Genomic DNA, 24,876 nt, shown 5'->3' with positions numbered 1-24,876 from the left:
GTAGGAGCGAGCAAAGCTCGCGATGCGCCGCGCGGGCGGCGCTCGGTCTCACAGGCGCTGCAAACCTAACGATGTACACCCCCAGCCCCACCGCCCTCCAGCCTAAATCACCCGGAACCCATGCGTCCCGTCCCGCTCAAGCTGCGCCACCAGCCCAAACTCCCAATCAAGGTAGCCCTGCATCGCCTCCCGGGGGTTATCCGTGCCCTCATAAGGGCGGCGGTACCGATCACTACGGGCCACGGCCAGCCGGGCTTCCCCCGTTTCCAGCGGCTTTCCGGCCGCAATCCAGGCAGCAGTACCGCCCGTGAGCACATGCACCGGTGCACGGGTCAGCGCTCGCAGGTCCTGGGCGGCGAAGCGTGCCAGCAGGCTGCTGCCGCAGGTCAGCACGTAGCGTTGGGCCGCCGGCGTGCGTTCGAGCACTTCGGGCAGTTGCGCACGGATCGCCCACCAGGCGCCAGGGATGTGGCGTTTGACGTAGTTGGCGCTGGTGGTGAAGTCCAGCACCACGGTGCCGTCTTCATCCAGCCACTGGACCAGTTGCCGAAGATCGATTTCATCGGCGGTGGGCACGGCCGGCAGCGGTGGCTGCCAGTCGCCCTGGGCACTGAAGTGCTGCTGGCCCAGGCCGTCCAGTACTGCGACCTCCCAGCCCATTTGCGCCAGCCACGAGGCGCTCATGTTGGCGCGCACGCCGTCGTCGTCCACCAGCACGATGCGGGCACCCCGCACGCTGGCGACATGGTCGGTTTCCTGCACCAGTTGGCCACCCGGCACCGAACGGCTGCCAGGGAGGTGGCCGGCGCTGTACTCCTCAGGTGTACGCACATCGAACAGGTAGGTGGTACGGGCAAGCTCACCTTGCCAGCGTGCCAGCCCGTCAAGACCGAGCCGCTGTACACCGGCGCGGTCAGCCACTGCTCTGGCCTGGCGTGCGGCGCGGGCGCGGGTGCCTTCGCTCACCTGGGCAAAACGTTGCGCTTGGCCGTGGGCCAGGGCCTGACCTGCCAGGGTCCAGCCGATGGTGCCGTTGCGCAGGGCCGCTACCGGGTTAGGGATGCCTGCGTTGACCAGGGACTGGGTGCCGATGATGCTGCGCGTGCGGCCGGCGCAGTTGACGATCACCTGGGTGGAAGGGTCTGGCGCCAGTTCTGCCACGCGCAATACCAGTTCGGCACCCGGTACGCTGATGCCGCCTGGGATGCTCATGGTCTGGTACTCGTCGAAGCGACGCGCATCCAGCACAACCACGTTGGCGTTTTGCACCAGCAGTTGCTGCACCTGCTCAGCGGGTAACGAGGGGGTATGGCGCACGCTCTCGACCAGCTCGCCAAACGCCTTGCTGGGTACATTCACGTCGCGGAACAGCTCGCCACCCGCTGCCCGCCAGCCGGCCAGGCCATCTTCAAGGGTGGCCACGTCGCGGTAACCGAGGTCCAGCAAACGCCGGGCAGCCTGTTCGGCCAGGCCCTCGCCGTTGTCATACACGGTAATGGCGGTATCGCGCCGTGGGATGCGGGCCAGCACCTCCAGTTCCAGTTTCGACAACGGGATGTTGGCGGCAAACAGTGGGTGCGCCTGGGCGAACGGGTCTTCTTCGCGCACGTCCAGCAGGGCCAGTTCCTGCCGTGCCAGCAAGGCCCGGCGAATGTCAGTGTATTGGCGGGTGGTGACGGCGCTCATGGGGCAAGGTTCTCTTTGGACAGGTCCCAGATATTGGGCAGGTGAAGGTTGGAGTAACCGGAAATGAACGGCTTTTCGGTACCGTCCTCGCTGTACACGGCGCGTCGGACGGCGCCGATGTTGGCCCCGTAGACATGGATACTGACGGACACCTGGTCGGTGTAGGCATTGCTGACCTGATGGATGTCCCCCACCTGGGGCGATACCGCTTCCACCTGCCCGGGCGACAGGCGTATGGCGGGGCCATCAGGGCGCAGCCCGCCTGCCGGGTCGCGGACGAAACCTTGCGAGTCCTCGGCACCGCGCAGCATGCCGATCAGGCCCCACACACGGTGATCGTGCACTGGCGTACGCTGGCCCGGGCCCCACACGAAGCTCACCACAGAGAAGCGCTGGCGTGAATCGCAGTGCAGCAGGTATTGCTGGTAGCGCTGCGGGTCAGGCCTGGCGAGGTCGTCTGGCAGCCAGTCGTCGTGGCTGACAAGGTTAGCCAGCAGGGGCTGGGCATGCCGCAACAGGGTGGCTTCATCCGGTTGCCGGTCCAACAGCCCGGCCAGGCTGTCGATGAAGTGGCGCAAGCGTTCCGTGCGCAAGGGGTGGCTCATGACAGGGGCTCTTCGGCGTAAGGTTGGGTAAACCCTAGCAAAGGGGCCATCTATAATCAAAATGCAAAATATTCATAAGCTAATATGCAAATAATGCATTTACAGATGGCCTTTCATGCTTTCAAATCCCCCCACAATGCCCTGTTCGATCAAGCGTGGCGCTGCCACCTGGCTTGATCATTCACCCTGACGAGACCGCACGCGCGGATCGCCTTACAGGCCCTGATGGGCCCTGGAGACGTACGTGCGTTATTTCAAGCGATTGGCCGCCACCCTGTTGGCGTCTTCCCTGAGCGTTGCCGCTGCTGCCCAGACCCTGGTAGTAGGCGATCAGAGCTACAACGCCCGCGCGGTGATGGAAGCCGCCGGCGTGCTCGACGACCTGCCCTATACCCTGGAGTGGAAGCAGTTCACGGCGGGCTCCCCGGTCGCCGAAGCCCTAAACGTGGGCAGCCTGGACGTCGGCCTGCTGGGCGATGCGCCGCCGCTGTTCCTGGGGGCCCTGGGTGCGCCGATCAAGGTGATCGCGGTCAGCCGGCAGAACCTCGAAGGGGTGGCCATACTGGCACGCAAGGACTCGGCCATACACAGCCTGCAGGACCTGCGCGGCAAGCGCGCGGCCATCTGGAAAGGCTCATGGAGCCAGCAATTACTGTTCAGCGCCCTGGACAAAGCGGGCGTACCGCGCGATGCGCTGGAACTGCGTTACCTCAGTGCGCTGGATGCCTCCCATGCCCTGGATGGCGGCTCCGTAGACGTGATCGCCACGTGGGAACCCTACGTCACCCAGCAGGAGCGCCATGGCGCACGGGTACTGGCCACAGCCGAAGGGATCATCCCGGCGCAGAGCTTCGTGGTCGCCAACAGCAAGGCGATCGAGCACAAGCGCCCACAGATCGCCGACTTCCTGCACCGCCTGAAAAAAGCCCGTGACTGGGCCCTCGGCAACCCGGCCAACACCGAGGCCTATGCCGATGACTGGGCCAAACGCACCCGTGCCGACGCAGATATTGCCCGCGCCTGGTTCGCCCGCGCACGTACCGACCTGGCCCCGCTCGACCCGCAGGTGATCGCAGACGCACAGACCACCGTGGACTTCTTCGCCGGGCTCGGCCTGATCAAGGCCTACCCCGCAGCAACCCTGTTCGACACCTCGTTCACGGCAGCGATCGCCCAGCCCCAGGCCAGCAACCATTGAACCGGTCATCACCCCTTGCAAGGATTCCCATGAGCAAACGACAGATCAAGCTTGGCGCCCTGACCATGGGTTGCGGTGGCCCCGGCCGGCACAACCTGTGGCTGGACCCGGCGCTGCCCACCGACGCCAGCGTCAACATCGATTGGTACATCGATATAGCCCGGCAAGCCGAGGCCGCGCTGTTCGACCTGGTCTTCATCGTTGACAGCCAGTACATCACCCCCGGCTCGCCCTCGCACTACCTCAACCGCCTGGAGCCCCTGACACTGCTCTCGGCCCTGGCGGTAAGCACCCGCCATATCGGCCTGGTAGGCACGTTGACCACCTCATACAACGCGCCGTACAACGTTGCCCGCCGGCTGGCTTCGCTGGACCTGATCAGCAAAGGGCGCGCCGGCTGGAACGTGGTCACCAGTGGTGATGCCGGAACGGCTGGCAACTATGGCCTGGATGAGCATTACGACTACGACACCCGCTATGCGCGCGCCCAGGAGCATGTGCAGGTGGTGCAGGGGTTGTGGCAGTCGTACGAGGAAGGCGCGTTCCCCCGCGACCGGGCCAGCGGGCGGTTCCTCGACCCCTCGAAGCTGCACGCCTTGAATCATCAGGGGGCGCACTTTTCGGTGGTCGGCCCGCTCAACATCCAGCGCTCGCCTCAAGGGCAACCGGTGATCTTCCAGGCAGGGGACTCGGAACAGGGGCGTGACCTGGGGGCTGCCACCGCCGATGTGGTGTTTACCCATGCTGCCAGCATCGAACAGGGCCAGGCGTTCTACCGTGACATCAAGGGGCGCGCGGCACGCTTGGGGCGCGACCCGGACCAGTTGCTGGTGCTGCCGGGCGCGGAAATCTACGTGGGTGACAGCGATGAGCACGCCCGTGAGATCGAGCGCCATTACCACCAGGCCGACCACAGTTTCGACCTGGCCTTGAAAGAGTTTGGCCGTAACTTCGGTTGGCATGATTTCACCCAGTACGACCTCGACGCTCCCTTCCCCCAGCAAAGCCTGGAGCATGCGCGCAGTAGCTTCTTCACCAACGCCAAGCGCATCGCCGATCAGGCGCGGGACAAGAGGTTCACCCTGCGCCAGGCCATCGAGTTCGGGCGCCAGTTGCGCCCCGGGGCATTTGTGGGCTCGGCCCAGACCGTGGCGGCGAAGATGGCGCACTGGTTCGAAGCGCGAGCCCTGGACGGTTTCAATATCTACATTGGCCACCCGGAGCAGTTCCGCCGCTTCACCGAAGAGGTCGTGCCGCTGTTGCAGGAGCGGGGCGTCTACCGCAATGCTTATGAGGGCACGACGCTGCGCGAAAGCCTTGGGCTGAGCATTCCGCGTTTCAGCCGCTAGTGCACTGAAGGCCGCAATGCGGCCTTCAACCATTCCAGCCCCTGCCTTAGAAATCGTAGGCCAGCTTGGTGTACCAGTAGCCGCCGCCGGGATGGAAGGGTGGGTTGCCATAGGCGGCCTGGTTGCCGTTGGGGTTGTAGACCCCATTCTTGTCAGGCCGCACGTTGAAGATGTTGGTGCCGCCCAGGCTCAGGGTAAGGCTGTCGAACAGCAGATAGGACAGGTCCAGGTCGGTGATCCATTTGGCGCCGAAGCTGCGGTCCTGCGCGGCGTTCTGCTGCCAGGTCTCTACCTTGCCGTAGCGGGTGGTCTGCAAGGTGCCGGTGAAATTGCCCAGCAGCCATTGCCCCCCCAGTACCCACTTGGTTTTCGGTGAGGCCGCCACCAGGTCGCCCTCACGGCCATGCCCGACTACCTGAATGCCCGCATCCGCCAGCGCTTGTGGCGTGCCACGGGTACCGCGCACGGTGGTCTTGTTCCAGTTGAAGCCCAGGGTCCAGCGAACATCGCCCATGGCACCGAACTCGCTGGTGTGGTCGGCCACCAGGTCCAGCCCGCGGGTACGGGTGTCGAACGCGTTGGTGTAGTAGTTGATCCAGGTGGTGCGGGCCAGGCCGAGTGATGCAAGCATGTCGCCCACTGCGCCTGCACCGCCGGCGCGGTCGTAGAGGTTTTCGGTAAGCAGAATGCGGTCATCGATGTCGATCAGGTAGGTATCCAGGGTCACGCTGGTGCGGCGTGCCGGCTGCCAGGTAATGCCCAGGCCTGCGTTGCGCGACTTTTCCGGGTCCAGGGTGCCACCGCCGAAGGCCTGCGCTGCGGCGCTGCCCGGGGCTACGGTGCGCCGCAGCGCGGGCACCACATTGCCATCGGCATCCAGCGCGGTGCGGTTGTCGCTGACGGTGTAGCCCGACTGGGTCAGCGAAGGGGCCCGAAAGCCGCTACCCAATGTGCCGCGCACGGCCAGCGTGTCGGTGAGGGCGTAGCGTGAATTGAGCTTGAAGCTGGCCGTGTTGCCCGACTCGTCGTCATAGTGCTCGAACCGCGCTGCCGTGCCCAGGTACCAGCGCGGTGACAGGTCGAACCCCAGGTCGAGGTAGGCGGCGTAGTTGTTGCGTTTGACGTCCGCTTCATCTTCCGGGCGAATGGTCAGCGCCGCCTGGGCACCCACTGCGGTCTGGCCCCTGGCCAGTGCATACAGCGGGTTTGGCCTGCCATCGGCCAGCGTTGCCGGGTAGGTGTAGGGCCCCACGCTGTAGGCCAGCGGGTCGCCTGCGAACGTGCGAAAACGCTCCCAGCGATGTTCCAGGCCAGCCGATACGCGGGTGGGTACGGCCAGCCCGAACACACTGTCGAACGCGCGGGTGATGTCGAGGTTGTTGACCCACTGGTCGAATTGCAGGGTGGCCAGGTCGTCGAAGGACGTGGGCGAGGCGGGGCCGTAAGTGGGGTTGATGGTGAGGTCGCTGGACTGCTGGTTCTTGTTGCGCCCGTAGCTGGTGGACAGGTCCCAGTCCCAGTTGCCGGCAGCCCCTTTTGCCCCGAGCAGCCACTGGTAGTCGGTGTCCTTGATATTGTTGAGCGGGTAGTAGCCGTCAGGGAACAGCTCGGGGATGGACGCATTGCTGTTGGGCAGCCGGTAGTTGTTGTAGGCCTCGAGCTTGCGTTCTGCATAGGTGGCGAACGAGTAGAGCTTCAGGTCATCGCTCAGGGGCAGTTCGGCGTTGTAGCCCAGGTTGAAGGCGCGCAGGTCGGGGTCGCCGTTCTTCACGGCGCGGCGGTCCCAGGTGGCCTGGCGGTCATCTTCGAAATAGGCGCGGTAGCCGGGCGCTGCCTTGTCGATCCAGCTGGCGGTACCTCGCTTGCGCGCCTCGCCCGACAAGTGCAGGAAGCCACCATCACCCAACACGAAACCCTGGTCCCCGGCCAGCTTGAGGGTTTCGCCCTGGCCACTGTACAGCTGGCCATAACTGCTTTCGTAATGGCCTCCGCTGCTGGCGTTCTTGAGGATGATGTTGATCACTCCGGCCACGGCATCGGAGCCGTACTGGGCTGCAGCGCTGTCTTTCAGTACCTCGATGTGCGACACCGCGCTCACCGGGATCATGTCGATATCGACGGCATTGGCCCCGCTGTTGTCTGTCGAGCCGCTCGCCGGTACGGCGCTGTTGTGACGCCGCTTGCCGTTGACCAGCACCAGGGTGTACGCCGGGCCCAGGCTGCGATTGCTCAAGGGCCGCACACCGGACTGAAAGCCGGCGATGTTGGTACCGAAGTTGAACGACGGCAGTAGCCTGGCGATGGCCTCCGACAGCTCGGCGCGGCCGGTACGCAGCAGTTGCTCGCTGCTGATGACGTCGATGGCGGCGGGGCTGTCGGCCACGGTGCGCTGGTTGCCGCGCATGCCGGTGGAGATCACCGTGACGGTATCCAGGCGTGGGTCCTCGGGGGCGGGTTCGGCATTGGCCAGGGGCGCAAGCAGGCAGGCCAGTGGCAAGGCGATGAAAGGGGGTTTGGGCATCATGTCCTCGAAAAGCACGCAGGGGGGTAGGCGCCAGGCGCCTCATGGGCCTGGCGATTCAAGGTTTGCGGTGTTCAGGGGGCCGTTGTCGGCCTTTTTGCGGCGCTCGCCACCCCTACAGGAACGGCGCCGTTCCTGTAGGGGCTGGGCTGGCCTACCACGGGGTTGCGCCGTTTCAGGCGCTGCGGGTGCCCAGGCTGGCTTCCCGTTGTGCCACCAGCGCACGGATGCGTGGGATCAGGTGCTGGCCATAGTCCACGGCATCGCGCAATTGCTCGAACCCGCGGAACAGGAAGGTGGTCACGCCCAGGTCGTAATAGGCCAGGGCTGCCTCGGCCACCTGCTCGGCCGTACCTACCAGCGACGTGGAGTTGCCAGCGCCGCCGCCGAGGGCGGCAATCTCGGTCCACAGGCGGGTGTCATGCACCTTGCGCTGGCTGGCCAACTGCACCAGGCGTTCGGAGCCGATGTTGCTGCGGCCGAAGTTCTTTTCGCGGCGGTTGCCCTGGCGGATGCCGATAACGTTCTGGGCATCGGCCAGAATCCGCTCGGCACGGGCCCAGGCTTCTTCTTCGGTGGCCCCCAGGATCGGCCGCAACGACAGGCTGAAGCGGATGTGGTTCTCCCGGCCGTAGCGGGCCGCCGCCTTGCGTACCTGCGCAATGCGCTCGCGCACCTGTTCCAGCGGTTCGCCCCACATCATGTACACGTCGGCATGTTTGGCGGCCACTTCCACGGCCGCGTCCGACGCGCCGGAAAAGTACACGGGCAACTGGCCAACCGGTTTCACCAGCGTGAGGTTGTCTTCCACCCGGTAATGGGTACCGGCGTGGTCGAACGGTTGCTGTTGGGTCCAGGTTTTGCGCAGCACGTCCAGGTACTCGTCAGTGCGGGCATAGCGGGCATCCTTGTCGAGGAAGTCGCCATCGCGCTGCAGGTCACCACTGTCGCCACCGGTAATGACGTTGATAGCGGCTCGGCCGCGGCTGAGCTGGTCCAAGGTAGCGAACTGGCGCGCGGCGAAAGTTGGCGCCTGAAAACCTGGGCGGTGCGCCACCAGCAGGCCGATGCGCTCGGTGACGGCTGCCACGTAGCTGGCCAGGATCAGTGAGTCGGGGGCGCTGGTGCTCACCGCCAGCAGCGCCTTGTCAAAGCCTGCGTACTCTTGGGCCTGGGCGAAGGCCTTGATGAACGCCAGGTCCACCACCGGGCCACGGGGTGCCTGGGATTCGCTGCTTTCCTGTGGGCCGATCAGGCCGATGAATTCGAGGCTCATGCAAAGTGCTCCTGCGTTACGGATGGGAAACTCATGCGTGCTCCACGGCAGCGCATGAGGTGAGTGCTCGGTGTGGCGGCCACTGCCGGTGGGTCAGACCGCCACGGGCAGTACGCTGCGTGAATGCCCGGGTATCGCTGCTATCAGGGCTTGGGTATAGGGGTGGCCCGGGTGGCCCAGCACCTGGGCTGCCGGCCCTTGTTCAACCACCTGGCCTTGGCGTAGCACCAGTACCTGGTCGGCCATGCTGGCGACCACGGCCAGGTCGTGGGAGACCAGCACATACGCCACCTTCAACTCGCGCTGCAGGTCGTCCAGCAGTGCAAGAATCTGCGCCTGCACCGACACATCCAGGGCACTGACCGGCTCGTCCAGCAACAGCACCTCGGGCGCCAGGGCCAGTGCACGGGCGATGGCCACCCGTTGGCGCTGGCCGCCGGACAGCTCGCGCGGCAAGCGGTCCAGGAACTGCTCGGGCAGGCCCACCCGGCGAATCAGCTCGACGGCCTTGTGCTCCAGTGCCGGGCCTTTGAGCAGGCCAAAGGCGACCAGCGGCTCGACGATGCTGTCGTACACCGTGAAGCGCGGGTCAAGGGCGGCGAATGGGTTTTGTTGCACCAGCTGAACGCGCCGGCGCAGGGGGCGGAACTGCCGCCAGCTGTAGCCGCTCACATCCACACCTGAATATTCCACGTGCCCTGTGCTGGGGGGTTCCAGGCCAAGGGCGATACGCAGCGCCGTGCTTTTCCCGGAGCCCGATTCGCCAACGATGGCCAGGGTTTGCCCGGCATGCAGGCTCAGGCTCAGGCCCTGCAGCGCGGTGAACGTGCCCGCGGGTGCAGGCAGTGCGAACTGCTTGCCCACGTTGTGCAGGCGCAGCAACGGCTGGCCCGGTTGGGCGCGGGGCCGGCGCCGTGGGACGAAAGCCGGTGCGGCATTGAGCAGGGCACGTGTGTAGGGCTGTTGGGCGCCCCATAGCACCTGCTGGGGCGTGGCCAGCTCCACCGGTTCACCCTGTTTCATCACCAGCAGGCGGTCTGCGCGGTCACAGGCCATACCAAGGTCGTGGGTAATGATCAGCAGCGCGATACCCCGTTCAGCCGTCAGCTGCTGCAAGTGATCGAGAATGCGCCGTTGCACGGTCACATCCAGGGCGCTGGTGGGCTCGTCAGCAATGATCAGGCGTGGTTCTCCGGCCAGGGCGATGGCAATCAGCACCCGCTGGCGCATACCGCCAGACAGCTCATGCGGGTACTGCCTGGCGCGCAAGGTGGGGTCGTCCAGGCCTACCTGGGCCAACAGGGCCTGCACGTCGGCGTCCACGCCCCGGTAGCGTCGGCCCCGGGCCAGCACCAGCGCCTCGGCGATCTGCCGGCCAATGCGCAGGGTAGGGTTGAGGCTGACCATCGGGTCTTGCGGCACCAGGCCGACGGTCCGCCCGCGCACTGTGCGCCAGGTACGCTCGCTGGCGTGGGCCACGTCGACCCCCTCCACCCACACCTGGCCCTGGTCGACACGGGCATTGCCCGGCAGCAACCCCAGCAAGGCGTTGGCCAAGGTCGACTTGCCCGAGCCGGATTCGCCAACGATGGCCAGTGTCTCGCCAGGTGCCAGGCTGAATGTCACCTGTTTCAATGCCTCTACACGCTCACCGGCCACGCTGTAGCTCACGGCAAGGTCACGCACTTCTACCAAGGGTGGGCGGCTCATCGTGCGTGCTCCTCGGCGCTGCGCGCCAGGTGGTTGAGGCTGAACACCACCGCCACCACAAACAGCCCTGGCAGCAGGGATACCCACGGCGCTGTGATGAGGAAGTGCCGGCCGTTGGCGATCAGCGTGCCCCATTCCGCAGCCGGCGGCGCGGCGCCAAAACCCAGGAAGCTGAGCCCGGCGGTGGCCAGGATGGCTGCACCGAAGTCCAGCGTTGCGAGCACCGCCACGGGCCCCCAGGCATTGGGCAGCACGTGGCGCCACAGCGTGCGCACCCAACTGGCGCCCCCTAGCCGTGCCGCCTCTACATAGGGAAGGGTCTTGATGCGCAGCACTTCGCCGCGTGTGGTGCGGGCAAAGCCCGGCAGGATGCCGACGCCAACGGCCACTGCTACCTGCACTGTGCCAAAACCGATGGCGGTGACGATGGCCAGTGCCAGCAACAGGCCGGGCAGCGCCAGCAACACGTCGACCAGGCGCATCAGCAGCGCATCGGTGCGCCCCCCGGCGAACCCCGCCAGCACGCCCAGGCCCAGGCCACCAACCAGCGCAATGGCCACCGCCAGCAGCGCAGCCAATATGGACAGGCGTGCGCCGTATACCACCCGGGTATAGAGGTCGCGGCCGAGCTCGTCAGTACCAAACCAGTGGACAGCGTTGGGTGCGACCAGCTTGTCGGCCGGCGAGGTGGCGTACGGGTCGAAACCGGTCAGCACCTGCGGCGCCAGTGCAGCGAGCAGCGCAAACACCACCACCAGCAGGGCCAGGCTGAAACCAGGTTTGCGCAGCAAAGGCGCCAGGGCCTGCACGGTGCGTTGCAGCCGCGTACGGCGCTGCCACGGCGTAGCGGTCCGCCCGGCGTGACGGGTGCTACCCCGTGTAGCGGGCACGGCTTCGATGGGGGGCAGGGGGATGTCGACGGTCATGTCAGGTTACCTTGGCAGTGTGGGTGATGCGCGGGTCCAGGTACGGGTACAGCAGGTCCACGATCAGGTTCACCACCACGAACGCGGCGGCCGATACCGCGACGATTGCCAGCACCACCGGAATGTCCTGGCGCAGCACCGCTTCCTGGGCCAGCCGGCCTACGCCATTGCGCGAGAAGATGGTTTCGACCAGCACCGCGCCTGACACCGTATTGCCCACCTGCAGGCCCACCAGCGTGAGCAGCGGCAGCGCGGCGTTGCGCAGGCCATGGCGTGCCTGCACCTGGGCGCGGCTCAAGCCCTTGGCGAACGCGGTGGCGATGTAAGGCTCCTGCCATACCTCCTGGAAGCCGCGCTGCAGTACCTGGGCATACACGGCCGCGCTGGGAATGGCCAGGGTGATGGCCGGCAGCACAAGGCTGGCCATGCCCTGGCTGCCGGTGGCCGGGAACCAGCCCAGGCCGAAGGCGAACACCTGGATCAACAGCAGGCCCATCCAGAACACCGGCACCGAGAACCCTAGCGACGGCAGGCGCGCCAGTGCAGCCTTCAGCGGCCGCCACTGCACATAGGCAGTGAGGTAGGCCAGGCCGCCCCCGGCCAGCAGAGAGAGCCCGATAGCGGTGCCGGCCAGCGCCAGGGTCTGCGGCAGGCGTTCAGCCAGCAGCGCGGTGACCGGCCGCCCCAGCGACAGCGACTGGCCAAGGTCGCCCTGCAGCGCCCCCCACAGCAGGGCGAAGTACTGCTCGAACACCCCCTTGTCCAGCCCGTAGAATGCCCTTGCCTGCGCCAGTTCCTGGGGCGACAGGCCGTCGGCTTCCATGCCCGACGCACTGAGCATGATTGCCAGGGTGTCGCCCGGCAGCAGGTAGAGGATGAAGTAGGCGAGGGTGTACGCCCCCCACAGCACCAGTACGGCCTGTGCCAGGCGGCCTGCCAGGTAGCCCTTCATGGCTGGGCCACCTGGATGTCACTGAGCAGCGCGAAGCCTTCGGCGGTCCAGCGGAAGTCTTTCACACGTGCTGCGGTAGCGGCTTGCCACACGCGTTCGTAGAGAGGAAACGCAGAGGCTTCATCAACCAGCAGGTCCTGCAGTTGGCCATAGGCGTGCGCCCGCTGCGGTTCGGCAGTGGCGGTGATGCCGGTGTCGAACAGCGCCTGGGCTTTGGCCAGGGTGGCCGGCGCGTAGGTGTTGGTGGCCAGGGTGGCGCTGTTGGCCGCCCTGGGGTCCAGAATGGTCTGCAGGATGATGGGGTCGGCGCGGGTCATGTAGGTGGAGGTCAGGTCGTAGTTGCCCGAGGCATTGCCCGCCACCCATTCGGCACGGGTCAACACGTTCAGCCGCAGGTCGATGCCCACTTTGCGCAACTGGTCCTGCACCAGCACGTCGCCTGCGCTTTCAGCCGGGGTGAGGTTGTAGCGCAAGGTCAGGCGCTGGCCGTTCTTGTGCCGGTAGCCGTCGTCGCCTTTGTGCCAGCCTGCGGCGTCAAGCAGCTGTTCTGCCGCTTTAGGGTCGTAGGCCAGTTTTTCGGCCTGGGGCTTGAAGAAGGGGGTGGTGACGTCGTACACGCCAGTGACCACAGGGAAGGCAGTGTTGTAGACGGTATGGGCGTAGCTGGTGCGGTCGATGGCCTTCTGCAGTGCCAGGCGCACCTGGCGGTCGCCCAGCAGCCGGCCGTTGCGGGTGTTGGGGTACAGGTTCAGGGCAGGGCCAGGCAGCGAGCGGCTCTGGATGGTGGCGCCCTTGCTTTGCAGCAGGTTGAGGTCTACCTCGGAGAATGGGTTGCGTGGCCACAGGATGTCGGCCTTGCCCTGCAGGAACAGGCCGTTGCGCACGCTTTCTTCGGGGATGTAGCTGATGTCCACTGCCTCCACGTGCGCCGGGCCCTTGTTGTGTACGTTGGCCGACGCCCAGGCGTAGTCGGCGCGCCGGGTCAGGCGGGCGCCCACTTCAGGGGTGTAGTGGTCGAGCACGAACGGCCCGGTGCCGATGATCTTGCCCAACGAGCGCTCTTGCGCCGTAAGCCGATAGGAGGCCGGCGCCAGCACTGCCAGGTTGGTGGTGGAGGTGGCCTGCAAAAAGCCTGCGTTGGGCTTGGACAACACCAGCCGCACGGTGAAGTCGTCGAGCACCTCGGCGTGGTCATAGCCCGCCAGGTAGGTGGCGCCGAAGGTGGCAGGCAACTGGGTGGCGAAGGCCTTGTTGCTGTCGAAGGCGGTCTTGACGGCGTGGGCATCAAAGCGCTCGCCATTGCTGAAGGTCACGTCCTGGCGCAGGTGGAAGGTGTAGTTCAAGGCATCTGCCGAAACCTCCCAACGCTGGGCCAGCCAGGGGATGATGCGACCGCTGTCCGGGTCCTGGTCGGTGAGCGATTCCACCACGTTGCGCAGCAGCACGCGGTGCTCCAGCCAGTAAACCTGGAACGGGTCGACGCTCACCAGGGTGGTGTTGTCACCCCAGAAAGCGATACGCAGGGTTTTGTCTGCGGCTGTGTTGTCAGTGGGCGAGCAGGCAGCCAGGGCCAGAGCCAGTGAACCGATGGCGAACAGGCGGTGCAAGGTGGGCATGGGGTGATCCTTCAGTGGCAGGGCAGGTAGTGCTTGAATCAGTCCTGATACGCGCGGCCTTCGCGGTCCAGTTGCCGGATCAGCGCATCCCAGTGCCGCTGGATGCCTTCGCCCTTGCCGTCGGAAAAACGCTTGGATTGTTCGTGGACCTTGGCGATGGCGGCAGGCGAGGCATGGCGCAGTTGGTCATTGCCGCCTGCCTGCGCGGCAATCTGGATGTTGCAGGCCCGCTCCAGGCCATGCAGCTCCCGGAAGGCGTGCTCCACGCTGATGCCCCCGGTGAGCAGCCCGTGGTTGCGCAGGATCAGGATGTTGCTGTCACCCAGGTTGGCGACCAGCCGCTGCTGCTCGTCCAGGTCCAGCGCCACGCCTTCGTACTCGTGGTACACCACGCGGCTGTAGTACGCCAAAGCATGCTGGGAAATGGGCAGCAGGCCGTCGCGTTGTGCCGATACCGCGGCGCCGTCACGGGTGTGGGTGTGCAGCACCGCAGCAAGGTCAGGCCGGGCGCGGTGGATGGCGCTGTGGATCACGTAACCGGCCTGGTTGATCCCCAACCCCAGCGGGTCATCGATCAGGGTGCCGTCCACATCCACCTTCACCAGGTTGGACGCGGTGATTTCGTCGAACAGCAGGCCGAAGGCGTTGATCAGGAAGTGTTCGTGCGGGCCGGGCACGCGGGCCGAGAAGTGCGTGTAGATATGGTCCGTCCAACGGAACAGGGCGGCCAGGCGGTAGGCGGCGGCCAGTTTTACCCGTACCTCCCATTCCTCGGGGCTGACGCGGTCGCGGACATGTTCGGCGACAGGGCTTATGGCGGACAGGGCGTTCATGGTGGGGCTCCAGTAATCAATGACGGCATGTGTTACGCAGGGCGGTGGTTGGCGCGTTCATGGCGTGGCCTGGGCGAGAGTGGCGCGGCCGGCCTGGGCGAAGATCACGTCATCCTGCGGGGTATGGATACGGCTACAGAGCACGTCGCGGTAGTGCCGCTCCAGCGGGTTGCGCCGTGACAAGCCGGGGTTGCCGGCGGCTTCGATTGCCAACTCGACAGCGCCGATGGCATTGGCGCTAACCAGGTGCTTGATCTGCCCGGCATGCAGCGGGTCGATGAAGCCGGCGGCGGCCGAATCCAGCAGGCTGCGGTTGGCGAACAGCAAGGTATCGATACGCCCCACAACGTCCTGGAAGCGCGGCAGGCTGGCCAGTGGCGCGCCCAGGTTCGAGGGTGCGCGCCGGTTCAGAAACCCTGCCAGCCAGTCGCGTGCAGCCTGGGCTATGCCGTCGTAAACGGCAGGCAGCAGTACCGCCATCCATAGCAGGCTCTGGGGATCGAGGTCGGCGGTGGGGGCGCTGGCGGGGCTCAGGGCCACGGCGTGGTCCAGCGGAATCTGCACGTCATCGAAGCGAACCTCGTGGCTGCAGGTAGCCCGCATGCCCAGGTGGTCCCAGTCGTCGACGATGGTGATACCCGGGGTATCGCGGTGCACCAGGAAGCCGCCTACGCGCGGGTCGCTTTCATCCGTGCGGCCCCACACCAGCATCCAGGTCAGGCCATGGCTGCCGGTTGAGTAGATTTTTTGCCCACTGACGCGCCAACCAGCGGCGCTGCGGCGGGCGACGGTGCCAGGCAAGCCGCCGCGGGCCGGGGTGCCCAGTTCGGGCTCGACGCGCAAGGCATTGATCAGCGCGCCGTGCTGCACGGCATCCCGCGCCACGCGCTGGCGCAGGTGCTCCGGCCACTGCGTATTGGCCTGCAGGCGAGCGTGTTGCAGGTACTGCATCACCAGAATCAGGGCGGTGGCAGGGTCACCTTTGCCCACGGCACCGATCACCCGCCGAGTGGTGACGAGGTCTGCATCGCCGCCGCCCAGCGCCGTGGGTACCGTCAGGGCCAACAGGCCATGGCGGTGCAGCAGGTCGAAGTTGTCCTGAGGAAAGCTGGCACTGCGGTCATAGCGTTCGGCGTTGGCTGCGAGCGCCAGTGTCAGCTCTGCAAGGGCGCTGTCGGACGGGTGACTCATGGGGCTTCATCCCTGAATGACGGTGTATGGCTAAGACCGTATTCTTATGGATGAGCGCTGTAAAAGGCTTATTTGTTCTAAGCTAATTATTTGTTTTTATAATTTCAATTGTTTATTTTTATGCGCAAATTGCATTTAAAGCTTAGCGATTTTTACTCAAGCAGCTGTTGCCCGGCCACGGTTCCGAACAGTTCGACCGGGTCCTGCAGGTTGCCCAGGTAGCGCGGGTGGAACAGCCACAAGTCCACCTGTGGCTTGAAATCACTGACATTGAGCACTTCCAGTGCGTCGCGGTGGCGGCTGGCCTGCAGCAGCGGCTCTGGCACCAGCCCAAGGCCCTGGCCATCGGCAACCAGGCCCAGTTGCAGCTCGGTGCCGAAGGTTTCCAGATTGATCGAAAGGCTCAGGCCCTGTTCGCTCAAGGCGCGCTGCAAGCCGGCGCGGAAGCCGCAACCGTCGGGGTTGAGCACCCAGCCGCGGGTGTAGCAGTCCCTGAGCTTGTAGCTGCGCTTGCTGGCGCCGCTTCTGGCTGCCACCACTTTCAGCGGCATGCGTCCGATCGAGCGGCTGGCAATGCCCTCGGGGAAGATCTTGCCTGGCGGAAACAACGCGGCAGCGGCATCCAGTTCGCCGTTTTCCATGCGCGTTACCAGGCTGCTGCCCCAACCACTGCTCACTTGAGTACGCAGTTGCGGGTACACCTCGCGGATTTGCGCCAATGCCTGGAGCAACACCACATCACCCAGGGTTTGCGGTACACCCAGGCGCAAGGTGCCGGAGGGCGCGCCATCGTTGGCCACCAGCTCACGCAATGAGTCGATCTCGCGCAGGATCGCCTTGCATTGCTCGTATACCCGCAGCCCCATGGGCGTGGGCTTCAGCGGCTTGGTCTGGCGGTCGAGCAGGGTGGCCCCCAAGTCTTCCTCGAAGTTCTGCAAGCGCCGGGTGATCGCCGGCTGGGTGAGTTGCAGCGCCTCTGCAGCAAGGTTGGTGGACTGGCAACGAATGACCGCGACGAAGGCGTCCATATCATCGATTTTCATGAGCTGTGTTCACCAGATTGGGCGGGAAATAAGGGATTAGCATAATCGGGCATTAGCGTAATGCCTGCCATGTTACACGCAAGCCCCGGCGTGATAATGAATTATGCATATTAGGTTATTCCTAAAATCAATTTAATCTATTTTTCACGATTGGTTAGAGTCGGTATCCCCGGCGCACCCTGCGCTGCTGCAATTGCTGAGGACCACCATGCCATTCCGATCCAAACTGCTCACCCTGGCAGCTGCGCTGCTGGTAGCGGCCCATGCCGGCGCCAGCGAGCGGCTGACCCTGCGCATTGGTGACCAGAAGGGCAACATGCGTGCCCAGTTGGAGGCCGCCGATGCGTTGCGCGACCTGCCGTATGACATCCGCTGGGCCGAGTTCCCCGCTGCGGCCCCGCTTGCCGAAGCGCTGAATGCGGGGGCCATTGATGCAGGCATCATCGGCGATGCCCCGCTGTTGTTCGTGCTGGCTTCGGGTGCGCCGGTAAAGGCCATTGCCGTGGACAAGTCCGACCCCTACGGCACGGCCTTGCTGGTGCGCCCCGATGCACCGTTGCACAGTGCCGCCGAGCTCAAGGGCAAGCGCATCGCAACCGGCCGCGGTTCCATAGGCCACCACCTCGCCCTCAAGGCACTGGACCAGGCAGGCCTCAGTGACAAGGACGTGGAGTTCCGCTTCCTGGGGCCGGTGGATGCCAAGATCGCCCTGGCCAACGGTTCGGTAGATGCCTGGTCGACCTGGGAGCCCTACACGGCGCTGGCAGAAACCAGCGGGCAGGGCAGGGTGCTGGTAAACGGGCGTGGGCTTTCCAGCGGCAACAGCTTTCTGGCAGCCACCGATCAAGCGCTGGGGCAGGTGGCCAAGCGTGAGGCACTGCAGGACTACCTGAACCGCCTTGCAGGCGCACAAGGGTGGGCCTACCAGCACCTGGACAGCTACTCGAAAACCCTGGCGGCGATCATCGGTTTCCCGCAAGAGGCGGCCCGCCTGCAGTTCGAGCGCCGGCGGTTGCATTGGCAGGTCATCGACCCGCAGACCATCGGCGAGCAACAAGACACCGCCGACTTCTATCACGCCCACGGGCTGATGAGTCAGCGCCTGGACGTCGCCCCCACATTCGCCACAGGCTTCACCGTGCCCGCCAACGGCCCACTGGCCAAGCAACCCTGAACCGGAGACGTACATGCCTTTGAATAAACTGCGCCAAATGTGCCTGGCGTTGCTGGCCAGTGCCTTGCTGCCGAACCTGGCCAGCGCCGAGCAGACCCTGCGGATTGGCTACCAGAAGTCCTCTACCCTGATTACCTTGCTCAAGGCCCGTGGCAGCCTGGAACAACGCCTGAGTACGCAGGGCATACGCGTCAGCTGGCACGAGTTCCCCAGTGGGTTGCCGCTGCTCGAAGCACTGAACCTGGGCAATGTGGACCTGTCGGCTGACGTGGCTGACACGGTGCCGGTGTTCACCCAGGCCGCCGGCGCAAGGCTCACCTACTTTGCCCGGGAAGCACCGTCGCCCACTGCCCAGGCCATTCTGGTGCCGGCGGACTCGCCGCTCCGCACACTGGCTGATCTAAAGGGCAAGCGTGTTGCTGTCACCAAGGCGGCGGGCAGCCATTACCTGTTGATCCAGGCGCTGGCCAAGGCCGGGCTGACCTTCAAGGACATCACCCCGGCTTACCTCATCCCTGCCGATGGCCGCGCGGCCTTCGAGAACCACAAGGTGGACGCCTGGGTGACCTGGGACCCGTACGTCGCCAGTGCCCAGCGTCAGCAAAACGCACGGGTTCTGGCTGATGGCAGTCAGTTGGCCAGCTACCAGCGCTATTACCTGGCGGGCAGCGACTATGCCCAGGCGCACCCACAGGTGTTGCAGCAGGTGTACCTGGCCCTGCGCGACGTGGGCACCTGGACCAAAGCCAACCCCGTGGCGGCAGCGCGGATTCTGGGGCCTTTGTGGGGCAACCTGGACAGCGCGACGGTGCAGCAGGCCAACGCCCGGCGCAGCTATGACGTGCAGCCGGTGAGGCCGGAAAACCTGTTGGAGCAACAGCAGATTGCCGATGCGTTCTACCGTGAGGGGTTGCTACCGAAGGCCGTGGATGCGACGGCCGTGACATTGTTCGAACCGGCTGCGCGTTGAGGCTGGGTGGGGCCGGTAATGCGGCCCCACCCGCATTCAACCCGGGAACAGAAACGGGTTGAAGCTGCTACGGGCAAACCCTTCTCGCTGCATTTCTGCATCGAGCACCAGCGAACCCAGGTCATCGGCTACCACCTCCAGCCCCTGGTCGTGCTCGCCGTACAACACTTTCAGGTAGCTGCCACAGTCACCACAGCTTTCGGCCTTCACCGGGCTGGCCTGCCGGTCCAGCGACCAGTAGTCCAGCTTGCCGGTCTGTTCACAATTGCTGCATTTAGCCCGCACCATGTGCCAGCGGCTTTCGCACAGGCTGCAGTGCAGGTAGCGCAAGCCGTTGCGCTTGCCGGTCATGATCACGCTGGCGATGGGGGCGCTGCCGCACACCGGGCAATACTGGCGATGTTCGCCCACTGCGGCCTTGGCCGTGACCGGCAGAGCCGCAGCCAGTTGGCCGGCGTACAGCATCAACGCCGCCCACAGAAGCACGGCCTGGCCGCTGTTTACCTGGTCGTAGCGGCCCTGCAGCAGGTGGTCAGCCGCCGCCTCGCGTTGCTCAGGGGGCGTGTTGGCTAGGCTTGCCAGCGCATCGGCCAGTACCGGGCCGGCGCCAGGCATCAGTTGCTCGATCAGTTGCTGCAAGGCTGCCTGCCAGTAGCCGGAGCGCGCCAGCCGCTCTGCCGTCAACGGCACGTGCGGGCCCAGGTTGGCCACCACCGCCTGCACCTCGTCGGCCGGCACGGGAAAGCGTTGCAGCAAGGCCTGTTGAGCCTGCGCCACCTGTGCAGCAAACAGCAGGTAGTCGGCCTGTTCATGCCCCTGCGCCAGGTGGCGCAGGCGTGCGGCCCGCTGTTGGTAATACTGGCCGGCGGGCGGCAGCAGCAACGGGGTGATCTCATTGACGCCGCCGGTGGCTTGTTCCACGGGCACCACCGTGATGCTGCTCATTGCTTGTCACCCTTGGAGATCTGCTGATACCAGCGGTCATGGTGCGACTTGGCCCAGCGACGGCTCACGTAGCCGGTGACCATGCCGCGTATCGACCCTTTGACCCAGAACGCCAGGTAGGCGTGGCCGATGATCAGCAGGATCAGGCAGATACCTGCCACTGCGTGGGTGAACAGCGCCACGCGGATCAGGGCGATATCGAACAGGTGTGCGAACCATGGCCGCCAGATCACCACGCCGCTGAGCATCAGCAGGGTGATCAGGCCCATGATCCCCCAGAACAGCACCTTCTGCCCGGCATTGTACTTGCCAATCTGCAGCGGCTTGCTGTGGTCCCCGGCGAGTACGGTCTTCACGTTGCGAAACCAGATGGCGTCCTGGCGCTCGGGCAGATTGTATTTCACGAAGCGCGCAAACAGGAACATCAGCACCACGAACACCACCACCCCGAAGAACGGGTGGAGGATACGCGCGAGCTGCGGCGTGCCGAACACGCCGTTAAGCCAGTTCAGCGACGGGAAGAACCACGACAGCCCCGACAGGGCCACCAGCAAGAAGCAGATGACCATGAACCAGTGGCTGGCCCGGTCAATGAAGCGGGTACGCAGAATCAGTTTGTCCTTGTTCATCACGCGTGTTCCTCGTGGTCTTCTTCCACCTCATTCGGGCCAACGCCGATGTAATGGAATACGGTACCGGCCAGGGTGGCGAAGAACGCCGCCGCTGCCACCGGCTTCAGCCAGCCTTTCCAGCCACTGATGGCCGTGCTGATGCGCGGGTCCGGGTTGAGCTTATGGTACAGCTCGGGTTTGTCCGCGTGCTGCAGCACGTAGAACACGTGGGTGCCACCGACGGCCTGGGGGTCGTAGATGCCCGCGCCGGCAAAGCCGCGGCCATGCAGCTCGGTGACACGTTCCTCGGCCTGTACCAGCATGTCGGCCTTGCTGCCGAAGTTGATGGCGCCGGTGGGGCAGGTTTTCACACAGGCCGGTTCCTGGCCGACCGTGACCCGGTCGACGCACAGGGTGCACTTGTAGGCCTTGTTGTCCTTCTTGCTGATGCGTGGCACATCGAACGGGCAGCCGGCCACGCAGTAGCCGCAGCCGATGCAGTGCTCGGACTGGAAATCGACGATGCCGTTGGCGTACTGGATGATGGCGCCGGGTTGCGGGCAGGCTTTCAGGCAGCCGGGGTCGGCGCAGTGCATGCAGCCGTCCTTGCGGATCAGCCACTCCAGCTTGCCGGCCTCGTTCTCGTGCTCGTCAAAGCGCATCAGCGTCCAGGTGTCGGCTGTAAGGTCGGCCGGGTTGTCATAGACGCCCACGTTATGGCCGACCTCGTCGCGCAGGTCGTTCCATTCGTTGCAGGCCACCTGGCACGCCTTGCAGCCGATGCAGATGCTCACGTCGATCAGCTTGGCCACCTCGGCCTGGTGATCGCGTGCGCGGGGTGCCGGTGTGAAGGCGTGGGTGGCCGAGCGGCGGATGATGTCTTGGGATTGCAGGGACATAATAGGGCTCCGTCAGGCCTTTTCCACGTTCACCAGAAACGCTTTGTATTCCGGGGTATTGGTGTTCGATTCGCCCACCCCCGGGGTCAGGGTGTTGGCCAGGAAGCCCTTGCGGGTGGCGCCCTCGAAGCCCCAGTGGCAGGGCACACCGATGGTATCGACCGCCTGGCCGTCGATCTGCAGGCGGCGAATGCGCTTGGTCACCACGGCCTTGGCCTTGATGTAGCCCCGCTTGGTACTGACCCGCACCAGGTCGCCCTGCACGATGCCTTTGTCCTTGGCCAGCAGCTCGCCGATCTCGACGAACTGCTCAGGCTGGACGATGGCGTTGAGCCGGGAATGCTTGGTCCAGTGGCGGAACAGCTCGGTGATGGAGTAGGTGGTGGCCACATAAGGGAACGCCTCCCGGCTGCCCATGCGTGCCCGGTCACTGTCATACAGCCGCGCGGTGGGGCTTTTGCTGACGGTGGGGTGCAGCGGGTTACTGGCCAGCGGGCTTTCGGTGGGCTCGTAGTGCTCAGGGAACGGGCCATCGTTCATCGCGCCTACCGAAAACAGCCGCCCGACCCCTTCGGGCAACATGATGAAGGGGTGGGTGGCGGTACCGGGGGCCACGCTTACCGGGAAGTCCGGCACGTCGATGCCGCTCCAGCGGCTGCCATCCCAGCCGATGACCTTGCGCTTGGCGTCCCACGGCTTGCCCTGAGGGTCGGCCGAGGCACGGTTGTACAGAATGCGGCGGTTCTGTGGCCAGGCCCAGGCCCAGCCTGGTGTGCAGCCCAGCCCGCTGTCGGCGTTGTCGCGCCGGGCCATCTGGTTGCCGGCTTCGGTCCAGCAGCCAGCGAACACCCAGTTGAAACAGGCGGTGCTGCCGTCGTCGCGCAACTGGCCGAAATTGTCCAGCAGCTGGCCCTTGCGCAGTACCAGGTTGCCCTGATCGTCGTGCAGGTCAGCCAGGGCATAGCCGTTGGATTCCTTGGCCACCTCTTCAGGTGCCGGGTCGTACGGGTCTTTGTAGTCCCAGGCCATGTTCAGTACCTGCTCAGGGCAGGCGCCGCCTTCTTCCTGGTACAGCTCGCGCAGCTTCATGAACAGGTGGCCAAGGATCTTGCCGTCATGCCAGGCCTCGCCGGGCGGCGCGGCACCGGCCCAGTGCCACTGCAACCAGCGCCCGGAATTGACGATAGAGCCGTTTTCCTCGGCAAAGCAGCTGGAGGGCAGGCGGAACACTTCGGTCTGGATCTGTGCGGGGTCCACGTCATTGGACTCGCCATGGTTCTGCCAGAAGCTGGAGGTCTCGGTGGCCAGCGGGTCGATGATGACCAGGAACTTGAGCTTGGCCAGTGCCTCGGCTGCCTTGTTCTTGTCCGGGAACGCGGCGATGGGGTTGAAGCCTTGGGCGATATAGCCGTTGACCTTACCGTCATGCATGCGGTTGGCGAAGTTGAGCACGTCGTAGCTGTCGTCCCATTTGGGCAACCAGTCGAAACCCCAGTCGTTTTCGCGGGTGGCTTTTTCGCCGTACAGGCTCTTCATCAGGCTGATGAAGAACTTGGGCGTGTGCTGGTAGTAGTTCACCTGGTCGGGCAGCTGGGCCTTGGGCGTGGTTTGCTGCAGGTAGGTGTGCAGGTTGGCCTGGCTGTCCGACGGCAGGTTCATGTAGCCCGGCAGGCGCTGGGACAGCAGCCCCAGGTCGGTATAGCCCTGGATGTTGGAGTGGCCGCGCAGGGCGTTGACGCCACCACCGGCCATGCCGATGTTGCCCAGCAGCAGCTGGAGCATGCCGGAGCCGCGAATCATCTGCGCCCCGGTGGTGTGGTGGGTCCAGCCGAGGGCGTAGAGGAAGGTGGCGGTGCGGTCTGGCACGCTGGTGCTGGCCAGGATGTCGCAGATCTCCAGGAAGTCGTCCTGCGGTGTGCCGCACAGCTGGCTGACCAGCTCCGGGGTGTAGCGGCTGACGTGCTGTTTGAGCAGGTTGAACACGCACCGGGGGTGGCTCAGGGTCATGTCCTGGCGGGCATGGCCGTTGTCATCCAGCTCGTAGGCCCAAGAGCTGCGGTCGTAGCGCCGCGCCTTGGCGTCGTAGCCGCTGAACAACCCGTCATCGAAGTGGTAGTCGCTGCGCACAATGAGCGAGGCATTGGTGTAGGCGCGTACGTATTCATGCTGGATACGGTCGTGGGTCAACAGGTAGTTGACCATGCCCATCAGGAAGGTGATGTCTGAGCCCGCACGCACCGGTGCGTAGATATCGGCCACTGAAGCGCTGCGGTTGAAGCGCGGGTCGACCACGATCACTTTGGCGCCATTGCGGATCTTGGCCTCGATCACCCACTTGAACCCTACAGGGTGCGCTTCGGCCGGGTTGCCGCCCATGATCAGCACGACGTTGGCGTTCTTGATGTCCACCCAGTTGTTGGTCATCGCGCCGCGGCCGAAGGTAGGCGCAAGCGCGGCTACCGTAGGGGCATGGCACACCCTGGCCTGGCTGTCGGTGCCCAGGATGCCCAGCGCACGGGTAAAGCGTTGGTCCAAGGCGCCGGTTTCGCTGGAGGCGGCAGAGGAGCACAGCATGCCGGTCGACAACCAGCGGTTGACGGTGACGCCCTCGGCGTTGCGGGCAATGAAGTTGGCATCCCGGTCATCTTTCATCAGCCGGGCGATGCGGTCGATCGCGTAGTCCCAGCTCACCCGTTCCCATTTGTCGGAGCCGGCTGCGCGGTATTCGGGGTGCAACAGGCGCTGTTCGCTGTGGATGTAGTCGACCAGGCCTGCGCCCTTGGGGCACAGCGAACCGCGGCTGACGGGGTGGTCGGGGTCGCCTTCGATGTGAAAGATGCGCGCTTTGGCATTCTTCGCGCCGTCACCCAGGCTATACATCAGGATGCCGCAGCCCACTGAACAATAGGTGCAGTTGTTACGGGTCTCTTTGGCCCGCAACAACTTGTACTGCCGGGACTGGCTGGCATTGGCCACGGTGGCGCCAAAGCCTAAAGAAGCAGCTGAAACAGCGGCGGCACCGGTGGTGCAAAGTTTAAAAAACTGCCGTCTGCCAAGATCCATTAACGTTCCTCCAACAGGCGTCAGGCTGCGCGGTGTGGCAAGCCCGGCCTGGGTTACATAAGGCCCCGGTCCAATGCAGGCAGCCGGGTGCCCGCCGGCCATTTGCATGGCTGGCGCAATCAATAGGTATGCCCGTTGCAAGGAGGCGGCAGGTGGCCTGCCTGACCAATGAGAGGGTGCTGTTTTGTATGACGAAAACGCAGTGGGTTATTCGAAAATTATAAGGACTGAATCACGGTCGTGCCGGGGCGTTTGCTAACGTGGCGGGGCAGAGTTTAATGGGTTGGCGGTGGGTGGGCTAATTGGCC

19 protein-coding genes are annotated in these 24,876 nt (G+C 64.9%); 4 read left to right on the top strand and 15 right to left on the bottom strand.

The annotated features are described in order from the left end of the window. Positions 1 to 102 precede the first annotated feature (102 nt). Together IAE33_RS04425 and IAE33_RS04420 are read right to left on the bottom strand one after the other, a co-directional pair. Positions 103 to 1,686 carry a rhodanese-related sulfurtransferase gene (locus IAE33_RS04425; RefSeq protein ID WP_201162459.1) on the bottom strand — a complete coding sequence of 528 codons (1,584 nt, stop codon included), beginning with the start codon at positions 1,684 to 1,686 and terminating at the stop codon, positions 103 to 105. Then, complete coding sequence (locus IAE33_RS04420) at positions 1,683 to 2,291, bottom strand: cysteine dioxygenase (protein WP_201162457.1); 609 nt, start codon at positions 2,289 to 2,291, stop codon at positions 1,683 to 1,685. Before IAE33_RS04420 ends, IAE33_RS04425 begins: the two co-directional genes overlap by 4 nt. 244 nt (positions 2,292 to 2,535) lie before the next feature. Here IAE33_RS04420 and IAE33_RS04415 point away from each other — a divergent pair, with 244 nt between their 5' ends. Beyond that, positions 2,536 to 3,489, top strand: coding sequence for an ABC transporter substrate-binding protein (locus IAE33_RS04415; RefSeq protein WP_201162455.1), 954 nt, complete (start codon positions 2,536 to 2,538; stop codon positions 3,487 to 3,489). 29 nt (positions 3,490 to 3,518) lie between these two features. After that, on the top strand, positions 3,519 to 4,838 hold the full coding sequence (locus IAE33_RS04410; RefSeq protein WP_201162453.1) for an LLM class flavin-dependent oxidoreductase: 1,320 nt from the start codon (positions 3,519 to 3,521) through the stop codon (positions 4,836 to 4,838). 46 nt (positions 4,839 to 4,884) lie between these two features. Here IAE33_RS04410 and IAE33_RS04405 read toward each other — a convergent pair whose 3' ends face one another. The 9 genes from IAE33_RS04405 to IAE33_RS04365 all read right to left on the bottom strand — a co-directional run bounded on the left by IAE33_RS04405 (position 4,885) and on the right by IAE33_RS04365 (position 16,906). Beyond that, positions 4,885 to 7,359: a TonB-dependent receptor plug domain-containing protein gene (locus IAE33_RS04405; RefSeq protein ID WP_201162452.1), complete on the bottom strand. Its 2,475-nt coding sequence runs from the start codon at positions 7,357 to 7,359 to the stop codon at positions 4,885 to 4,887. 175 nt (positions 7,360 to 7,534) lie between these two features. Next, positions 7,535 to 8,635 (bottom strand): LLM class flavin-dependent oxidoreductase, encoded by a 1,101-nt coding sequence (locus IAE33_RS04400; RefSeq protein WP_201162450.1) that lies wholly within the window; start codon positions 8,633 to 8,635, stop codon positions 7,535 to 7,537. A 93-nt stretch (positions 8,636 to 8,728) separates the two neighbouring features. Then, entirely contained in the window at positions 8,729 to 10,345 is a 1,617-nt protein-coding gene (locus IAE33_RS04395) for a dipeptide ABC transporter ATP-binding protein (RefSeq protein ID WP_201162448.1), read from the bottom strand. Continuing rightward, the gene (locus tag IAE33_RS04390) at positions 10,342 to 11,271 is read right to left on the bottom strand and encodes an ABC transporter permease (protein WP_201162446.1); all 930 of its coding nucleotides are present in this window, start codon (positions 11,269 to 11,271) and stop codon (positions 10,342 to 10,344) included. Before IAE33_RS04390 ends, IAE33_RS04395 begins: the two co-directional genes overlap by 4 nt. A gap of 1 nt (position 11,272) precedes the next feature. Beyond that, positions 11,273 to 12,223, bottom strand: coding sequence for an ABC transporter permease (locus tag IAE33_RS04385; protein ID WP_201162444.1), 951 nt, complete (start codon positions 12,221 to 12,223; stop codon positions 11,273 to 11,275). Then, positions 12,220 to 13,839, bottom strand: coding sequence for an ABC transporter substrate-binding protein (locus IAE33_RS04380; RefSeq protein ID WP_201162442.1), 1,620 nt, complete (start codon positions 13,837 to 13,839; stop codon positions 12,220 to 12,222). The genes IAE33_RS04385 and IAE33_RS04380 overlap by 4 nt, the downstream gene beginning before the upstream one ends. A 38-nt stretch (positions 13,840 to 13,877) precedes the next feature. Next, positions 13,878 to 14,672 carry a class II aldolase/adducin family protein gene (locus tag IAE33_RS04375; RefSeq protein ID WP_201162440.1) on the bottom strand — a complete coding sequence of 265 codons (795 nt, stop codon included), beginning with the start codon at positions 14,670 to 14,672 and terminating at the stop codon, positions 13,878 to 13,880. A 57-nt stretch (positions 14,673 to 14,729) separates the two neighbouring features. Then, positions 14,730 to 15,863 carry an acyl-CoA dehydrogenase family protein gene (locus IAE33_RS04370; RefSeq protein ID WP_201162438.1) on the bottom strand — a complete coding sequence of 378 codons (1,134 nt, stop codon included), beginning with the start codon at positions 15,861 to 15,863 and terminating at the stop codon, positions 14,730 to 14,732. Positions 15,864 to 16,015: 152 nt separating this feature from the next. Then, positions 16,016 to 16,906, bottom strand: coding sequence for a LysR family transcriptional regulator (locus tag IAE33_RS04365; protein WP_201162436.1), 891 nt, complete (start codon positions 16,904 to 16,906; stop codon positions 16,016 to 16,018). Between the two features lie 208 nt (positions 16,907 to 17,114). On the opposite strand from IAE33_RS04365, the gene IAE33_RS04360 reads away from it, so the two are divergent. Continuing rightward, on the top strand, positions 17,115 to 18,080 hold the full coding sequence (locus IAE33_RS04360; RefSeq protein ID WP_201162434.1) for an ABC transporter substrate-binding protein: 966 nt from the start codon (positions 17,115 to 17,117) through the stop codon (positions 18,078 to 18,080). 13 nt (positions 18,081 to 18,093) lie between these two features. Continuing rightward, complete coding sequence (locus IAE33_RS04355) at positions 18,094 to 19,050, top strand: aliphatic sulfonate ABC transporter substrate-binding protein (RefSeq protein ID WP_201162433.1); 957 nt, start codon at positions 18,094 to 18,096, stop codon at positions 19,048 to 19,050. Positions 19,051 to 19,086: 36 nt separating this feature from the next. Here the strand turns inward: IAE33_RS04355 and fdhE are convergent, their stop codons facing one another. The 4 genes from fdhE to fdnG are packed head-to-tail and all read right to left on the bottom strand — an operon-like array spanning position 19,087 to position 24,568. Further along, on the bottom strand, positions 19,087 to 19,995 hold the full coding sequence (fdhE, locus tag IAE33_RS04350; protein WP_201162431.1) for a formate dehydrogenase accessory protein FdhE: 909 nt from the start codon (positions 19,993 to 19,995) through the stop codon (positions 19,087 to 19,089). Beyond that, positions 19,992 to 20,624: a formate dehydrogenase subunit gamma gene (locus IAE33_RS04345; RefSeq protein ID WP_201162429.1), complete on the bottom strand. Its 633-nt coding sequence runs from the start codon at positions 20,622 to 20,624 to the stop codon at positions 19,992 to 19,994. The genes fdhE and IAE33_RS04345 overlap by 4 nt, the downstream gene beginning before the upstream one ends. Next, the gene (gene fdxH, locus IAE33_RS04340) at positions 20,624 to 21,505 is read right to left on the bottom strand and encodes a formate dehydrogenase subunit beta (RefSeq protein WP_028633574.1); all 882 of its coding nucleotides are present in this window, start codon (positions 21,503 to 21,505) and stop codon (positions 20,624 to 20,626) included. The genes IAE33_RS04345 and fdxH overlap by 1 nt, the downstream gene beginning before the upstream one ends. A gap of 12 nt (positions 21,506 to 21,517) precedes the next feature. After that, on the bottom strand, positions 21,518 to 24,568 hold the full coding sequence (gene fdnG, locus IAE33_RS04335) for a formate dehydrogenase-N subunit alpha (protein ID WP_201162427.1): 3,051 nt from the start codon (positions 24,566 to 24,568) through the stop codon (positions 21,518 to 21,520). Between the last annotated feature and the right edge of the window lie 308 nt (positions 24,569 to 24,876).

The sequence above is a fragment of the Pseudomonas sp. S60 genome (assembly GCF_016647865.1).
In the GTDB taxonomy this organism is placed as follows: domain Bacteria; phylum Pseudomonadota; class Gammaproteobacteria; order Pseudomonadales; family Pseudomonadaceae; genus Aquipseudomonas; species Aquipseudomonas parafulva.
This window is presented reverse-complemented; position numbering and strand designations above follow the sequence as displayed.

Bases quoted from the DNA above. Each gene is read 5' to 3' on its own strand.
- IAE33_RS04425 (WP_201162459.1), bottom strand. From the start codon at position 1,686: ATGAGCGCCGTCACCACCCGCCAATACACTGACATTCGCCGGGCCTTG.
- IAE33_RS04420 (WP_201162457.1), bottom strand. From the start codon at position 2,291: ATGAGCCACCCCTTGCGCACGGAACGCTTGCGCCACTTCATCGACAGC.
- IAE33_RS04410 (WP_201162453.1), top strand. From the start codon at position 3,519: ATGAGCAAACGACAGATCAAGCTTGGCGCCCTGACCATGGGTTGCGGT.
- IAE33_RS04405 (WP_201162452.1), bottom strand. From the start codon at position 7,359: ATGCCCAAACCCCCTTTCATCGCCTTGCCACTGGCCTGCCTGCTTGCG.
- IAE33_RS04400 (WP_201162450.1), bottom strand. From the start codon at position 8,635: ATGAGCCTCGAATTCATCGGCCTGATCGGCCCACAGGAAAGCAGCGAA.
- IAE33_RS04395 (WP_201162448.1), bottom strand. From the start codon at position 10,345: ATGAGCCGCCCACCCTTGGTAGAAGTGCGTGACCTTGCCGTGAGCTAC.
- IAE33_RS04390 (WP_201162446.1), bottom strand. From the start codon at position 11,271: ATGACCGTCGACATCCCCCTGCCCCCCATCGAAGCCGTGCCCGCTACA.
- IAE33_RS04385 (WP_201162444.1), bottom strand. From the start codon at position 12,223: ATGAAGGGCTACCTGGCAGGCCGCCTGGCACAGGCCGTACTGGTGCTG.
- IAE33_RS04380 (WP_201162442.1), bottom strand. From the start codon at position 13,839: ATGCCCACCTTGCACCGCCTGTTCGCCATCGGTTCACTGGCTCTGGCC.
- IAE33_RS04375 (WP_201162440.1), bottom strand. From the start codon at position 14,672: ATGAACGCCCTGTCCGCCATAAGCCCTGTCGCCGAACATGTCCGCGAC.
- IAE33_RS04370 (WP_201162438.1), bottom strand. From the start codon at position 15,863: ATGAGTCACCCGTCCGACAGCGCCCTTGCAGAGCTGACACTGGCGCTC.
- IAE33_RS04365 (WP_201162436.1), bottom strand. From the start codon at position 16,906: ATGAAAATCGATGATATGGACGCCTTCGTCGCGGTCATTCGTTGCCAG.
- IAE33_RS04360 (WP_201162434.1), top strand. From the start codon at position 17,115: ATGCCATTCCGATCCAAACTGCTCACCCTGGCAGCTGCGCTGCTGGTA.
- IAE33_RS04355 (WP_201162433.1), top strand. From the start codon at position 18,094: ATGCCTTTGAATAAACTGCGCCAAATGTGCCTGGCGTTGCTGGCCAGT.
- fdhE (WP_201162431.1), bottom strand. From the start codon at position 19,995: ATGAGCAGCATCACGGTGGTGCCCGTGGAACAAGCCACCGGCGGCGTC.
- IAE33_RS04345 (WP_201162429.1), bottom strand. From the start codon at position 20,624: ATGAACAAGGACAAACTGATTCTGCGTACCCGCTTCATTGACCGGGCC.
- fdxH (WP_028633574.1), bottom strand. From the start codon at position 21,505: ATGTCCCTGCAATCCCAAGACATCATCCGCCGCTCGGCCACCCACGCC.
- fdnG (WP_201162427.1), bottom strand. From the start codon at position 24,568: ATGGATCTTGGCAGACGGCAGTTTTTTAAACTTTGCACCACCGGTGCC.